General features: G+C 67.4%; 16 protein-coding genes. 9 read left to right on the forward strand and 7 right to left on the reverse strand.

The window, feature by feature from the left end:
* The first annotated feature begins 144 nt into the window (after positions 1 to 144).
* A complete protein-coding gene (locus tag AC5P6S_RS14460) occupies positions 145 to 477 on the forward strand; it encodes a hypothetical protein (protein WP_232092432.1) in 333 nt (110 codons plus the stop codon).
* A gap of 28 nt (positions 478 to 505) precedes the next feature.
* Here AC5P6S_RS14460 and arsH read toward each other — a convergent pair whose 3' ends face one another.
* Positions 506 to 1,234 carry an arsenical resistance protein ArsH gene (gene arsH / locus AC5P6S_RS14465; RefSeq protein ID WP_012478749.1) on the reverse strand — a complete coding sequence of 243 codons (729 nt, stop codon included), beginning with the start codon at positions 1,232 to 1,234 and terminating at the stop codon, positions 506 to 508.
* Positions 1,235 to 1,251: 17 nt separating this feature from the next.
* Between arsH and AC5P6S_RS14470 the strand changes: the two genes are divergently transcribed.
* The 4 genes from AC5P6S_RS14470 to AC5P6S_RS14485 all read left to right on the forward strand — a co-directional run bounded on the left by AC5P6S_RS14470 (position 1,252) and on the right by AC5P6S_RS14485 (position 4,030).
* Positions 1,252 to 1,581, forward strand: coding sequence for an ArsR/SmtB family transcription factor (locus AC5P6S_RS14470; RefSeq protein ID WP_049459763.1), 330 nt, complete (start codon positions 1,252 to 1,254; stop codon positions 1,579 to 1,581).
* Positions 1,582 to 1,616: 35 nt separating this feature from the next.
* Positions 1,617 to 2,120 (forward strand): arsenate reductase ArsC, encoded by a 504-nt coding sequence (locus AC5P6S_RS14475; RefSeq protein WP_049459764.1) that lies wholly within the window; start codon positions 1,617 to 1,619, stop codon positions 2,118 to 2,120.
* 13 nt (positions 2,121 to 2,133) lie between these two features.
* Entirely contained in the window at positions 2,134 to 3,165 is a 1,032-nt protein-coding gene (gene arsB, locus AC5P6S_RS14480) for an ACR3 family arsenite efflux transporter (RefSeq protein ID WP_099526853.1), read from the forward strand.
* Positions 3,166 to 3,655: 490 nt separating this feature from the next.
* Complete coding sequence (locus AC5P6S_RS14485; protein ID WP_099479729.1) at positions 3,656 to 4,030, forward strand: hypothetical protein; 375 nt, start codon at positions 3,656 to 3,658, stop codon at positions 4,028 to 4,030.
* A gap of 60 nt (positions 4,031 to 4,090) precedes the next feature.
* Here AC5P6S_RS14485 and AC5P6S_RS14490 read toward each other — a convergent pair whose 3' ends face one another.
* The gene (locus AC5P6S_RS14490; protein WP_099526854.1) at positions 4,091 to 4,765 is read right to left on the reverse strand and encodes an Ivy family c-type lysozyme inhibitor; all 675 of its coding nucleotides are present in this window, start codon (positions 4,763 to 4,765) and stop codon (positions 4,091 to 4,093) included.
* Positions 4,766 to 4,901: 136 nt separating this feature from the next.
* On the opposite strand from AC5P6S_RS14490, the gene AC5P6S_RS14495 reads away from it, so the two are divergent.
* On the forward strand, positions 4,902 to 5,357 hold the full coding sequence (locus tag AC5P6S_RS14495) for a YybH family protein (RefSeq protein ID WP_099523401.1): 456 nt from the start codon (positions 4,902 to 4,904) through the stop codon (positions 5,355 to 5,357).
* A 123-nt stretch (positions 5,358 to 5,480) separates the two neighbouring features.
* On the opposite strand, the gene AC5P6S_RS14500 is transcribed toward AC5P6S_RS14495, so the two are convergent.
* The 5 genes from AC5P6S_RS14500 to AC5P6S_RS14520 form a co-directional block, all read right to left on the reverse strand.
* Positions 5,481 to 6,506, reverse strand: coding sequence for an NAD(P)H-dependent glycerol-3-phosphate dehydrogenase (locus AC5P6S_RS14500; protein WP_005407597.1), 1,026 nt, complete (start codon positions 6,504 to 6,506; stop codon positions 5,481 to 5,483).
* Positions 6,507 to 6,526: 20 nt separating this feature from the next.
* On the reverse strand, positions 6,527 to 7,045 hold the full coding sequence (secB, locus tag AC5P6S_RS14505) for a protein-export chaperone SecB (protein ID WP_004153553.1): 519 nt from the start codon (positions 7,043 to 7,045) through the stop codon (positions 6,527 to 6,529).
* A 99-nt stretch (positions 7,046 to 7,144) separates the two neighbouring features.
* Positions 7,145 to 7,582 carry a rhodanese-like domain-containing protein gene (locus tag AC5P6S_RS14510; protein ID WP_060380899.1) on the reverse strand — a complete coding sequence of 146 codons (438 nt, stop codon included), beginning with the start codon at positions 7,580 to 7,582 and terminating at the stop codon, positions 7,145 to 7,147.
* Positions 7,583 to 7,639: 57 nt separating this feature from the next.
* Positions 7,640 to 8,065 (reverse strand): hypothetical protein, encoded by a 426-nt coding sequence (locus tag AC5P6S_RS14515; RefSeq protein WP_005407594.1) that lies wholly within the window; start codon positions 8,063 to 8,065, stop codon positions 7,640 to 7,642.
* Between the two features lie 32 nt (positions 8,066 to 8,097).
* Entirely contained in the window at positions 8,098 to 8,565 is a 468-nt protein-coding gene (locus AC5P6S_RS14520) for a YiiD C-terminal domain-containing protein (RefSeq protein WP_005407593.1), read from the reverse strand.
* Between the two features lie 35 nt (positions 8,566 to 8,600).
* Between AC5P6S_RS14520 and AC5P6S_RS14525 the strand changes: the two genes are divergently transcribed.
* From AC5P6S_RS14525 to AC5P6S_RS14535, 3 genes are all read left to right on the forward strand, one after another.
* Complete coding sequence (locus AC5P6S_RS14525; RefSeq protein WP_065183497.1) at positions 8,601 to 9,410, forward strand: uroporphyrinogen-III synthase; 810 nt, start codon at positions 8,601 to 8,603, stop codon at positions 9,408 to 9,410.
* A 104-nt stretch (positions 9,411 to 9,514) separates the two neighbouring features.
* Positions 9,515 to 10,492, forward strand: a complete 978-nt coding sequence (locus AC5P6S_RS14530) for a uroporphyrinogen-III C-methyltransferase (RefSeq protein ID WP_012478740.1) — start codon at positions 9,515 to 9,517, stop codon at positions 10,490 to 10,492.
* Between the two features lie 6 nt (positions 10,493 to 10,498).
* Entirely contained in the window at positions 10,499 to 11,794 is a 1,296-nt protein-coding gene (locus tag AC5P6S_RS14535) for a heme biosynthesis HemY N-terminal domain-containing protein (RefSeq protein WP_065183496.1), read from the forward strand.
* Positions 11,795 to 11,840 lie beyond the last annotated feature (46 nt).

Here is an 11,840-nt window from a genome sequence, read left to right on the forward strand (position 1 = left end):
CCGGGCAGCTGCGATGCACCGTCGGCTGCTGGAAAGTCGCCTGCGGCTGAGGCAAGGCGCCATCCCTTGGGGGCCAGCACGCTGGCATACTGCGCCCGTTGATGATCCTGCGAGGCAATGTCTGCCTCGTCCAAGAGGCCGCCGGTGGACCCACTCTTCCAGTTTCTGCTGAGCACGATGGGTGGCGTATTCGTCTTCCTGTTCTTCGTGGCGCGCGAGTACCTGCGTGGCTTGGGATGGCTGCTCGGTTCCTGGGATCCGAACATGGGGCACGCGACCGAAGATGAGCTCATTTCGAAGGCCAATCGCAGCGCCTTGCTGATTGCGGCGGTGCTTCTGGCGTGGGCCTTCATGGGCCCTTCTCCCTACCGCCACAACTGGGAAATCGAAGTAATGGGCATCGGCGCCGGCATGCTGCTGGCCTATGTGGTGATCATCCGCCTTGCAGCTTCAAGGGTGAAGAGGCTGCTTGGGTGAGCGTGCCTCACATCAGCACCAATGAGGATCAGGAAGCCGTAGCCTCTGCAGCCCGCGCCAATGCCGCGGCGTGCGCGTCGCCCTTCCGCTCGCTGTAGCGGTCTACCAGGTAGTCCGACCGGCCCCGCGTCAGCAGCGTGAACTTCACCAGCTCTTCCATCACATCCACCACCCGATCGTAGTACGGCGAGGGTTTCATCCGGCCGTCGTCATCGAATTCCTGCCAGGCCTTGGCCACCGACGACTGGTTGGGGATGGCCAGCATGCGCATCCAACGGCCGAGCACGCGCAACGTGTTGACCGTATTGAACGACTGCGAGCCGCCACTCACCTGCAGCAGCGCCAGCGTCCTGCCCTGCGTGGGCCGCACGCTGCCATCTTCCAGCGGCAACCAGTCGATCTGGTTCTTGAACACGCCGGTGACCGTGCCGTGCCGCTCGGGGCTGACCCAGACCTGGCCTTCCGACCACTGCGACCATTCGCGCAGTCGCTGCACTTCAGGGTGGTGCGGGTGCACGCTGTCCAGCATGGGCAGCGCATGCGGATCGAACACGCGGGTCTCGCACCCCAGGTGACGCAGCAATCGCTCGGCTTCCAGCGCCAGCTTGCGACTGAACGACTGCGGCCGAAGCGAGCCGTAGAGCAGGAGGATGCGTGGTGGCCCCAGATCTGCGGCGGCAAGCTGGCGGTGATCGGGCTGGGGCAGTGAGGCGTCTACCAGGTTCGGCAGGTGGGCACTTGTGATTGGCTTATTCATTCGACTATTCTAGAAATATGGAAACGTCGAATGCAATCGCCGCCCTCACCGCCCTCGGCCATGCCACCCGCCTGGCTGCCTTCCGCCTGCTGGTGGAGGCTGGCCCGGCAGGGCGCATGGCGGGCGACATCGCCACGGCCCTGCAGGTGCCCCCAGCCACGCTCAGCTTCCACCTGAAGGAGCTGGTGCAGGCCGGCCTGGTGGAGAGCAAAAGCCAGGGTCGCCATGTCTGCTACCGCGCCAACTTCGATGCGATGAACGGCTTGATCGAGTACCTGACGCACAACTGCTGCGCGGGCTCGCCAACCGAGCAATGCATGCCCACGGCGCCCGCCTGCAAGGGCTGACCCCACAGATCCTCTCCACTCAAGGCAATTGCTCCATGACCCGCAATGTCCTGTTCCTCTGTACCGGCAACAGCGCGCGCAGCGTGCTGGCTGAAGCCACCCTGCGCGCCTGGGGCGGCGATCGCTTCACCGCCTTCAGTGCCGGCAGCCAGCCCACCGGCCAGGTCAATCCGTTCGCGCTCGCCCAGCTGCAGGCCGAAGGAATGCCCGTTGAAGGGCTGCGCAGCAAGTCGTGGGATGAGTTCGTGGATGCAGCCCCGATGGCTCTGGTGATCACCGTGTGCGACGCGGCCGCTGCCGAAGCCTGCCCTGTGGTGTTCGGTGACTTCATCCGCAGCCACTGGGGCCTGCCCGATCCGGCCGCCGTGGCAGGCAGCGATGCCGACAAGGCCGCAGCCTTCGCGCTGGCCCATGCCATCGTGAAGGCGCGACTGCGTGCATTGCTCGCCTTGCCTGACTCATTGTGGTCCGACCGCGAAGCGCTGCAGCACGCGCTGGATCAGATCGGCCAGTTGTTGCCGGCCGACGGCGCGCAGTAACGGTGCCACTGCCATGAGCCTGTTCGAGCGGCACCTGACCCTGTGGGTTGTGCTGTGCATTGCGGTCGGCACGCTGCTGGGCCACTTCCTACCCGGTGCCTTCGCGGTGCTGGCCTCCGCCGAAGTGGCCAAGGTCAACCTACCGGTTGCAGTGCTGATCTGGCTGATGATCATCCCGATGCTGCTGAAGGTCGACTTCACTGCGATGCGCCGGTTGCAGCAGCACTGGAAGGGCATCGGGGTGACGCTGTTCATCAACTGGGCCGTGAAGCCGTTCTCGATGGCGCTGCTGGGCTGGCTGTTTCTGCGCCATGCCTTCGCCGACTGGCTGCCCGCAGCACAGATCGACAGCTACATCGCCGGGCTGATCCTGCTGGCAGCGGCGCCCTGCACCGCCATGGTGTTCGTGTGGAGCAACCTGTGCCGCGGTGATGCCAACTTCACCCTGAGCCAGGTGGCCTTGAACGACGCGATCATGGTGGTCGCATACGCACCGGTGGTTGCGCTGTTGCTGGGCCTGTCGGCGATCACCGTGCCGTGGGATACGCTGCTGTTGTCGGTTGGCCTCTACATCTTGGTGCCCGTGCTGGTGGCCGCGTTGCTGCGGCGCTGGATCCTTTCGCGTGGCGGCGAGGCGAGGCTGCAGCGTGCGCTTCGACGGCTGGGTCCGCTGTCGCTGTCCGCCCTGCTGCTGACGCTGGTGCTGCTGTTCGGGTTCCAGGGCCAGCAGATCGTGAAGCAACCGCTGGTGATCGCGCTGATTGCGGTGCCGATCCTGATCCAGGTCTATTTCACTTCCGGCCTGGCTTACCTGCTCAACCGTCGGCTGGGCGTGGCGCATTGCGTGGCCGGCCCTTCGGCGTTGATTGGCGCCAGCAACTTCTTCGAGCTGGCGGTGGCGACAGCCGTGGGACTGTTCGGCGTGCATTCGGGGGCGGCGCTGGCCACGGTCGTCGGCGTGCTGATCGAAGTGCCAGTGATGCTGTCCGTGGTGCGGATCGTGAATCGTACTCAAGCCTGGTACGAGGGACGCGAAGAGCACTGACAGACCTGAGTGCGTCAAAGTCGATTTACGTACTTCGCCCCGCACTGTCGTCATCGGCCTGGTGGGGTACCCGTACGCCACGTCATCAACTTCGACCCATGTCGCATATTCCCCATGCCGCTACGGACGTTGCGGCGCCTGCGTCTGCGACGGCTTAACAGCATGCAAAAATGCCAAAAGCGTCTTTGATCCAGCGTTGAATTCAGCTCTTCTGATTGGCGTTGCGCAGCGACGGCGGTACAGATGGTGGGCCACCGGAAAATGGGTGGCCGGGCCTCGAAAACCCGTTAGATCACGAACGTTGTTTGCGCTTGCCAGCCGGCGTCACCCCGCGTGGCGCCGGCTGGCATTCCGTCTGCCGGCTATGGCGGGCGGAGCGTGGAGGCCTTGCGCCTGCCGGTCTTGTTCGTGATCTCCCGGTTTTCGAGCCACGTCTCCGCCCGCCACCTTTGCGTGGCGGCTGCCGTCTGTCCTGCACGGAGCCTCTGCCATGAGCACACCCGAATCCTCCCGACTACGCACGCAGTACGTACCCACCAACGCGGACGCGCCTTCGGAAGCGGCGCACGCGCGCGATCCTCTCGGTTTCATCGCCACGCTCGATCGCATCGGCAAGGGCGCAGCCGCCGATGGCCAGCCGTGGCCGGAGCGTCACCAGATGCCCGGCCGCCGCATGGCGCTGGCCGACGCGGACTGCGCATTGACCGGCCTGCGCGTGGCGCTGGAAATGCTGCTGGCTGCCGAGCGCGTGCGCCAGAACGGACCCGACGAGGAGTACGTGGGCGACCGTGTGATGGAGGGCCTGATGATGGTCAGTCTGTCGCTGACAGCACAGGTCAGCGCACGCATGCGGCCGGAAGGGTGATACGGGGAACAACGCTCACTGCAACGCCGGGCACGGCCCGGCGCTGCGGCGCGCGCCACATCACTCGCAGAGTGCGCTGTCTTCCTTCAACGCGGCATCCTGCAGTGGCTGGCGCTGTTCGATCTGCGCACGTTGTTCCGCCGTCGGCTCGCCCAGCCACCATACACGGCAGCGCGCGGTAAGACGGCCAACCATCTTCGACTGATCGGGCGAATACAGCATCGCCAACGCCGTGCCGGGGCAGTCGTGGGCCTGGCAGGCGGTGTAGAACCACCACGGCTCACCCTGCAGGACTACCAGTTCGCCAGGACCGCTGGGCCCGCTCAGCAGGCGTTCGCGCAGCGATGGAATCTCCTTGTCAGCGGATTCGGCTGCGGCCGTGTTCTTCATCAGGGCGTTGAACGCGGCCAGCACCTTCGGATCCTTGCGGCCGCAGTCGTCCACGGTATTGCCGCCCACCAGGGTGAAGAAATGCGTCGCCAGCGGGTTGTCCGCGCAGGTGAGTTCCCCGCCTGTGCTCGGGTCTTCCGGTTCGCCTTCGTTGTCCCACACCGAGGGGTCCACACCGTCTTCGGCGGACGGTTCCTTCTCGACCACCGTCGCCGCGGCGGCCGGTGCTTCGGCGGTCGGCGCTGGCGCCACAGCAGGTGCAGTCTCGCCAGTCTTTTCCGGCGCCTGTCCGCAGGCTGCCAGCAGCGCGGCCATCATCGCCATCCCTGTGATTCGCATCTTCATTCCGTGTCCTTGTCTGATCTGCGCTGCATCCACCAAATCGGCGGCCGCGTGATTCTAACCAGCGGCGCGCTAGGATGCGTCTGAAGCCTTCCCATCATCGCCAGGGCCTGGACGCATGCGCCGCACACGACTCGCCATGATCTTCTGCAGTGCCCTGCTGATGGCATCGCCGGCAATTGCCCACGATGCAGAAGGCGCGAAGCCCGCACAGCCGCTTCCCGATATCGCGCTGCCCGCACCGCTGGACCGTGTACTGCGCGACTACGAGCAGGCGTGGCGCACGGGTGATGCCAAGGCATTGGGTGCGCTGTTCGCCGAGGATGGCTTTGTGCTGCAGAGCAACCAGCCGCCGGTGCGCGGCCGCAGTGCGATCGAGGCCGCGTATGCCGGCCAGGGCAGCAGTCCGTTGCGGCTGCGTGCCTTGGCGTATGCGGTGGAGGGGAATACGGGCTACATCATTGGTGCGTACAGCTACGGCAACAACGTGGGCGATACCGGCAAGTTCACGCTCACGTTGAAGCGCGTGGGTGATGGGCGGTGGCTGATCTTTTCGGACATGGACAACACCAGCGCGCCGCCGCGGGCGCGGTGATTGCTGCCGCCGGGCGCCAACCAAGGTTGGCAGCTACCAGAAGCGGGGTCCGTCGTAGATCCACGCCATGTGTGGATGGCACGGGCACAAAAAAACCCCGGCACGTAGCCGGGGTTTTTCGATTCACTTGAACAGCGTGTCCGGGTATTCCGGTTTCTGTTCCCGCGCCAGCAATGCGCGCAGGCCTTCTTCCGGCGTCTGCTCACCATGCAGCACGGCACGCACGCGGTCGGAGATCGGCAGGTCGATGCCATGGCGGCGCGCCTGTCGCATCACTTCGTCGGCGGTCTGCACCGATTCGACCACCTGGCCGATTTCGCGCACGGCATCCTGCAGCGTCTGGCCACGGCCCAGGGCCAGGCCCAGGCGGCGGTTGCGCGACAGGTCGCCGGTACAGGTCAGCACCAGATCGCCCAGGCCCGCCAGGCCCATCAGCGTTTCCGGCTTGGCACCGATGGCAGCGGCCAGGCGCAGCATCTCGTTGAGGCCACGGGTGATCAGGCCGGCACGGGCGTTGAGGCCCAGCTGCATGCCATCGGCCACGCCGGTGGCCACGGCCAGCACGTTCTTCATCGCGCCGCCCAGCTCGGCACCGACCATGTCGTCGCCGGTATAGGCGCGGAACGCCGGGCCATGCATCGCCTCGGCCACCGTCTGCGCGAACTCGGGCACGTCGCCGTGCACGGTGATCGCGGTCGGCAGGCCCTGGGTGACTTCCTTGGCGAACGACGGCCCGGTGACGACGGCCAGCGGCACGTCCTCACCCAGCACTTCGCGCGCCACTTCATGCAGGAAGCGGCCCGAACCGGGTTCGAAGCCCTTGGTGGCCCAGGCCACGCCGGCACCGGCCGGGCGCAGCGGCGCCAGCGCACGCACGGTTTCGCCGAAGGCATGCGAGGGGGTCACCACCAGGATCCAGGCCGCGCCCTCCACCGCCGACGCCAGGTCGGTGGTGGCACGCAGGCTGTCCGGCAGCGGGATGCCCGGCAGGTAACGCGGGTTCTCGTGGCGCTGGTCGATGGCTTCGACCACGGCAGCATCGCGCCCCCACAGCACGGTCGGATGACCGTGCCGTGCGAGCAGGCTGGCCAGCGCGGTTCCCCAGGAACCGGCGCCAAGCACGGCGATCTTGTCAGCGGTAGTGCTCATCCGTGACGTCGCGGCAGGAATCAGGCGTTGCCAGCCGGCTCGGAGTCAGCCAGCGACGGTGCGTCGCCCTGCTCCTGGCGCTGGCGCAGGGTTTCTGCGTACAGGCCTTCGAAGTTGATCGGCTGCAGGAAGAACGGCGGGAAGCCGCCGGCCTGGATCAGGTCGCTGACCAGCTGGCGCACGTACGGGAACAGGATATTCGGGCACTGGGTGCCGAGCAGCACGTCGATCGACTGCGGGTCCAGGCCGACCAGGCCGAACACGCCGGCCTGCTTCACTTCGGCCACGTAGGCGGTGCGCTCACCGGCCTGGCAGGTCAGGGTCACGGCCAGCACGACTTCGAAGGCGTTCTCACCCAGGCGCTGCACCTGCTGGTTCAGGTTCAGCTGCAGCTCCGGCTGCACCTGGTCATTGAAGATGGTCGGGGCGTTCGGCGACTCGAAGGAGACGTCCTTGACGTAGATCTTCTCGACGGTGAAAGCGGGGCCGGTGGCGGCATCGACCGGCGCAGCAGCGCCGTTGGTGATCTCTTCGGACATTTCCAGTAACTCCAATGAATGCAATGAAAACGATGGTCGAATTACTGCGATGGGGGCGGGATCAGGCCCATACAAGGCCGGATCCGCCACCTGCGGCAATCAGTTGCGGCCCTTGACCAGCGGCAGCTCGGCCTGCTGCCAGGCGGGAATGCCGCCGTCGAGCACGTAGACCTTCTCGAAGCCGGCCTTCTTCAGCGCCTTGGCGGCGGTTTCCGAGGCGTTGCCGCTGCGGCACACCAGCACCACCGGCGACTGCTTGGCGTGGGCCACCAGCTTGTTGTCCGGGCCGAAGGCACTGGCCTGGGCGTTGCGGCTGCCGGCAATGTGGCCCTTCTCGAAGTCACCGCTGGCCGACAGGTCGACCACCACCGTGCCGCCCGCGTTCATCAGCTGGGTCAGTTCGGCGGGCTTGATGCCCTTGAAGCCCCGGAACAGGCGGCGGATCTCGGTGACGATGATGGCCACGGTCAGGCCGACCAGGGCCGCGGACAGCATCGGGTTTCGGCCTGCAAAGGCCAGCAACTCTTCGTAATTCACTCAGGTCACGGGTCGATTAAGCGGGCGCCGATTGTCGCACAAGCCGGACGCGGCCCGTCACTGCCCCTTCCACAGGTCCGGCAGGCCGGCGGTCTGCCACCAGCGCTTGGCCTCCGGATCCCAGCGCCAGCGCTCGACCACCATCACGGTGCGTTCGGCCTGGGTGTTCTGGTTGATCACCCCGATTTCGACCCGGCGCTCGACCAGGCCGCCTTCCAGCGCCGCGCTGCTGCGCTCGCGGTAGGACGACACGCGCAGCTGCGCGTAGCGGTTGAGCTCGAACTCGGTAGGCGGCTTTTCCTTGCGCAGCTTGGGGTCCAGATAGCCGATGGCATCGTCCATGCTGCCCCAGCGGATGGTGGCGCCGTAGGCGATCTGGGTCTCTTCCAGCAGCTTGCGCTGCTTGCGGCTCAGGTCGTCGGCCGAAGCCACGGCGCTGACCAGCAGCAGGGAACACATCAGGAACTGGATGAGGCGGCGCATCGGTGGTTTCCCCAGAACGTCAGCCTGCCATCCTACCCTTTGGCGAAGGCAACAAAGCGACCGCTGAACTCTGCGGCAGGCTTGCCATCGGCACCGGGCTGGGTGGCGATGATGCTGATGCGGGCCTTGCGGCGCTGGCGGAAGGTGTTCAGGAAGGCGTCCCAGCCGGTGGCCTCGGCCGCTTCGGCGTGGGCGTGCAGGTCTTCGTAGACCGGCGCCAGGTAGCGCAGGTTGCTGTCGGCCACGTAGACCTCGGCATCGTGGCCGGCCAGGCGCAGGCGCAGGCTGACCAGCGCCCAGCCGGACAGGGTCAGCACCGAGGCCAGGCTGCCACCGAAGGCGTTGCCCTTGTCGTTGACATTGGCGGCCAGCGGCGCGGTGATGCGCAGCACGCCATCGGCATAGCCGTCGAGCTGGATCTGCATGGCGCGGACCGCCGGCATGCAGTCCAGCACGTCCTGCAGGGCGGCCAGCGAGGAAGTCAGAGCATCAACGGACATCGGAGCAGAGACCACGACAACGAAGGGCCCGCATAATGCAGGCAATGGCCGACCATACGATACCCACTGGCGCCGCCGGTTCCGAGCCGGGCTGGACCTTCATTTCGCTGCGACCGCAGGGCCAGAATTCCGCGCTGCGCCGCGCCGTTGCTGGGCTGGGCGGGCATGTGGTGGCCCTGCCACCCTGGCGCCTGCAGCGCTTGAACGGCATGCCAGTGGTGCGTCAGCTGCAACGCGCGCTGAACTGCGATCGGGTGGTGTTCACCAGCCCGGCCGCCGTGACCGCGGCCGCCACCCTGCTGCCACTGGCCGAGGCGCAACGCAGCCCGTGGCTGACCGTGGGCGAAGGCACCGCGCGCGCGCTGCGGGCGCAGGGCGTCGGCGAGGTGCATGCACCGCAGCGGATGGACAGCGAGGGCCTGCTGGCGCTGCCGGTGCTGGCCGAGGCGCGGGGCCTGCGCATCGGACTGGTCACCGCGCCCGGCGGACGCGGGCTGATTGCTGCACACCTGCAGGCCGCAGGCGCCACGATCGAACGTGCCGATGTCTACCAGCGCCGCCTGCTGCGCCTGTCGCCCCGCACGCTGGTTCGATTGGCGCATTCAGCGCAGCCGTGGGTGCTGGCGGTGAGCAGTGGTGAGGCGTTGCTGCATTTCTGGCAGCAGCTTCCGCCGGCATTGCAGCAACGCCTGCAGGCCCAGGCCACCGTCGTCGTGGCCAGCGAACGGCTGGGCGATCAGGCGCATGCACTGGGGCTGCAGCGCGTGGTGCGCGCGGCCGGGCCCACCACGGCACAGCTGGTGGCCGCTGCACACGCCACGCTCACCGTCCCGGCAGCGACCTGAACAGGGACGTGGGTCACGCTTGCCGCTGTGGTCGGCAACAGTGATGCTGTGCACAACGCGGCCTGCCGGATCCTGACCGGCGACGTTGCCGACAAGGAAGCCCCATGAACGAGACTCCGCCCGTTTCCCCGCCCCGTCGACCCGTGCGCTGGCTGCTGCCGCTGGCCGGGGTGGTCGTGCTTGGCGTGGGCGGCTATGCCGGCTGGTACGTCTGGCAGCAGCAACAGCACGAACAGGAAGCGCAGGCACAGACCATGGCCGTGCAGCTGCAGGGCCTGGAGGCGACGCTGGATGCACTGCGCCGCGACCAGCGCGCGACCAGCCAGCGGCTGCAGGATGCGGCGACCACCAACCGCGTGCTGCGCGACGAGATGCTGGGCCTTTCGCAGCGCAGTGCGCTGCTGGAAGAGAACCTGGCCAAGCTGGCCGACAGCGCCAACCAGGGCCGCCAGGCGGTACAGCGCGATGAGGCCGAACTGCTGCTGACCCAGGCGGCGCAACGGCTGAATTATGCCGACGATGTGGAAGGCGCGCGCCGCCTGTATGCACAGGCCGCCACCGCGCTGGCCGATCTGCCCGACAGCGATGGCCTGAACCTGCGCCAGGCATTGGTGCAGGAGCGCGATGCACTCGATGCGCTGGGCGCCGGCCCGCGCGTGCAGTCGCTGCAGCGGCTGGATGCCTTGGCCAGGGCATTGCAGGGGCTGCCGTCGCAGGTGACCGGCAACGCTGCAACCGACACCGCAAAACCGTGGTGGCAATCGACGCTGGCCCCGTTCGTGGACATCACCCCGAGCCGCCAGAATGGCCCGCTGACCGCCGCCGAACGTCGCAATGCCGACGACGCCCTGCAGCTGGAACTGACCCTGGCGCGCGCCGCGATCGAACGCGGCGACCGCACGGGCCGCGATACCGCACTGGAACGCGTAGAGCACTGGGCACAGCGGCGTTGGCCGGATTCACCGGCCCTGCGCGCGCAACGTGCTGAACTGAAGGCCTTGCGCGAGCTTCCGCTGCAGGCCAGCAACACCGTGCTTGGCAGCACCCTGCAGCAACTGCGCACCCAGACCGACCGGAGGTAATCCCGCATGAAACCCCTGCAATCCCTGGTTGTGCTGTTGCTGGCGGTGGCCATCGGCGTGGTGGCCGCGCAATGGCTGGGCGCCGATGACCTCAACCGTTTCGGTGAAGTGACCCTGCGCTACGGCGGTTACGACTACCACAGCAACCTGCCGAAGGTGGCGCTGTTGTCGGTGATCGCAGTGCTGGTGCTGTGGCTGGTGTGGAGCCTGATTGCCGCACCGTTCCGCGCCTGGGGCCGCTACCGCCGCAAGCAGGGCCGGGTGCGCCTGATCGACGGCCTGCAGGCCTACGAGCACGGCCAGTGGCAGCGTGCCGAGAAGCTGCTGGATGGCGCTGCCAAGGACCCGGAAGTGAGTGCGGTGGCGCTGGCCAATGCCGTGCGCAGCGCACAGGCACGTGCTGACGGCCCCGCCGGTGAAGCGCTGTTGCAGCGTCTTGGCGAGAGCGATGCCACCCTGCAGGCGCTGCTGCGCGCCGAACAGCTGCTGGCGCGCGATCTGCCGGTGGATGCGATCAACGCATTGGACGTGGCGGCGATCCAGCCGCTGCCGCCGCGCGGCCTGTGGCTGCGTACCGAAGCGCTGGCGCGTGCCGGCCGCGCACACGAGGCCTATGGCCAGCTGGGCGCGCTGCGCCAGAGCAAGGTACTGCCGGCCGAATCGAACAGCGAACTGGAAGCCCGCCTGGCCGCACAGGCGCTGCTGGAAGCGGCCGATGTCAACGCATTGGCCGCACAGTGGGAAGCCACGCCGAAGGCGTTGCGGCCGACCCCGGACGTGGTGGGCGCCTATGCCAGCCGTGCGGTGGCCCTGAACTGGGATGAGCCGGCGCTGCTGGCGCTGGAACAGGCGTTGGACCAGCGCTGGGACGACGAACTGGTGGCGCTGTACGGCCGCCTGCCGGCCGAGCGCCTGGCAACCCGCCAGGCCAACCTGGCGCGCTGGCGCAATGTGCATGATGGCTCGGCCGCACTGCATCTGGCGCAGGGCCGCGTCGCCCTGGCCCAGCAGCAGTGGGATGCCGCCGATACGTTCCTGCACGAGGCCATCGCCGCCGGCGCCGGTGCCCCGGCGTGGGAGGCACTGGGTGAACTGTTCGCGCAGCGTGGCGAGCACGCGCTGGCCGCGCAGTGCCTGGCCAATGCGCTGCGACTGCAGCGCGGCGAGGACAGCGTGGCGCTGGTGCGCGGCAGCGAGGCGCCACTGCGTGCCACGGTGGAAGAGCAGCCGATCGCGGTGCAGCCCCCGGTGTATGACGCCAACGAAGAGCGCGACGAGTTCGGCAACCCGCGGTTGCCGTGAAGCATGCCGACCAACGGTCGGCACCCACCGGACAAAAAAACGCCGC

It is taken from the genome of Stenotrophomonas sp. YJH_SMC_119, from assembly GCF_059368315.1.

Coding starts and splice junctions, on each gene's coding strand:
- arsH (WP_012478749.1), bottom strand. CDS start 1,234: ATGAATAAGCCAATCACAAGTGCCCACCTGCCGAACCTGGTAGACGCC.
- AC5P6S_RS14470 (WP_049459763.1), top strand. CDS start 1,252: ATGGAAACGTCGAATGCAATCGCCGCCCTCACCGCCCTCGGCCATGCC.
- AC5P6S_RS14475 (WP_049459764.1), top strand. CDS start 1,617: ATGACCCGCAATGTCCTGTTCCTCTGTACCGGCAACAGCGCGCGCAGC.
- arsB (WP_099526853.1), top strand. CDS start 2,134: ATGAGCCTGTTCGAGCGGCACCTGACCCTGTGGGTTGTGCTGTGCATT.
- AC5P6S_RS14485 (WP_099479729.1), top strand. CDS start 3,656: ATGAGCACACCCGAATCCTCCCGACTACGCACGCAGTACGTACCCACC.
- AC5P6S_RS14490 (WP_099526854.1), bottom strand. CDS start 4,765: ATGAAGATGCGAATCACAGGGATGGCGATGATGGCCGCGCTGCTGGCA.
- AC5P6S_RS14495 (WP_099523401.1), top strand. CDS start 4,902: ATGATCTTCTGCAGTGCCCTGCTGATGGCATCGCCGGCAATTGCCCAC.
- AC5P6S_RS14500 (WP_005407597.1), bottom strand. CDS start 6,506: ATGAGCACTACCGCTGACAAGATCGCCGTGCTTGGCGCCGGTTCCTGG.
- secB (WP_004153553.1), bottom strand. CDS start 7,045: ATGTCCGAAGAGATCACCAACGGCGCTGCTGCGCCGGTCGATGCCGCC.
- AC5P6S_RS14515 (WP_005407594.1), bottom strand. CDS start 8,065: ATGCGCCGCCTCATCCAGTTCCTGATGTGTTCCCTGCTGCTGGTCAGC.
- AC5P6S_RS14520 (WP_005407593.1), bottom strand. CDS start 8,565: ATGTCCGTTGATGCTCTGACTTCCTCGCTGGCCGCCCTGCAGGACGTG.
- AC5P6S_RS14525 (WP_065183497.1), top strand. CDS start 8,601: ATGCAGGCAATGGCCGACCATACGATACCCACTGGCGCCGCCGGTTCC.
- AC5P6S_RS14530 (WP_012478740.1), top strand. CDS start 9,515: ATGAACGAGACTCCGCCCGTTTCCCCGCCCCGTCGACCCGTGCGCTGG.
- AC5P6S_RS14535 (WP_065183496.1), top strand. CDS start 10,499: ATGAAACCCCTGCAATCCCTGGTTGTGCTGTTGCTGGCGGTGGCCATC.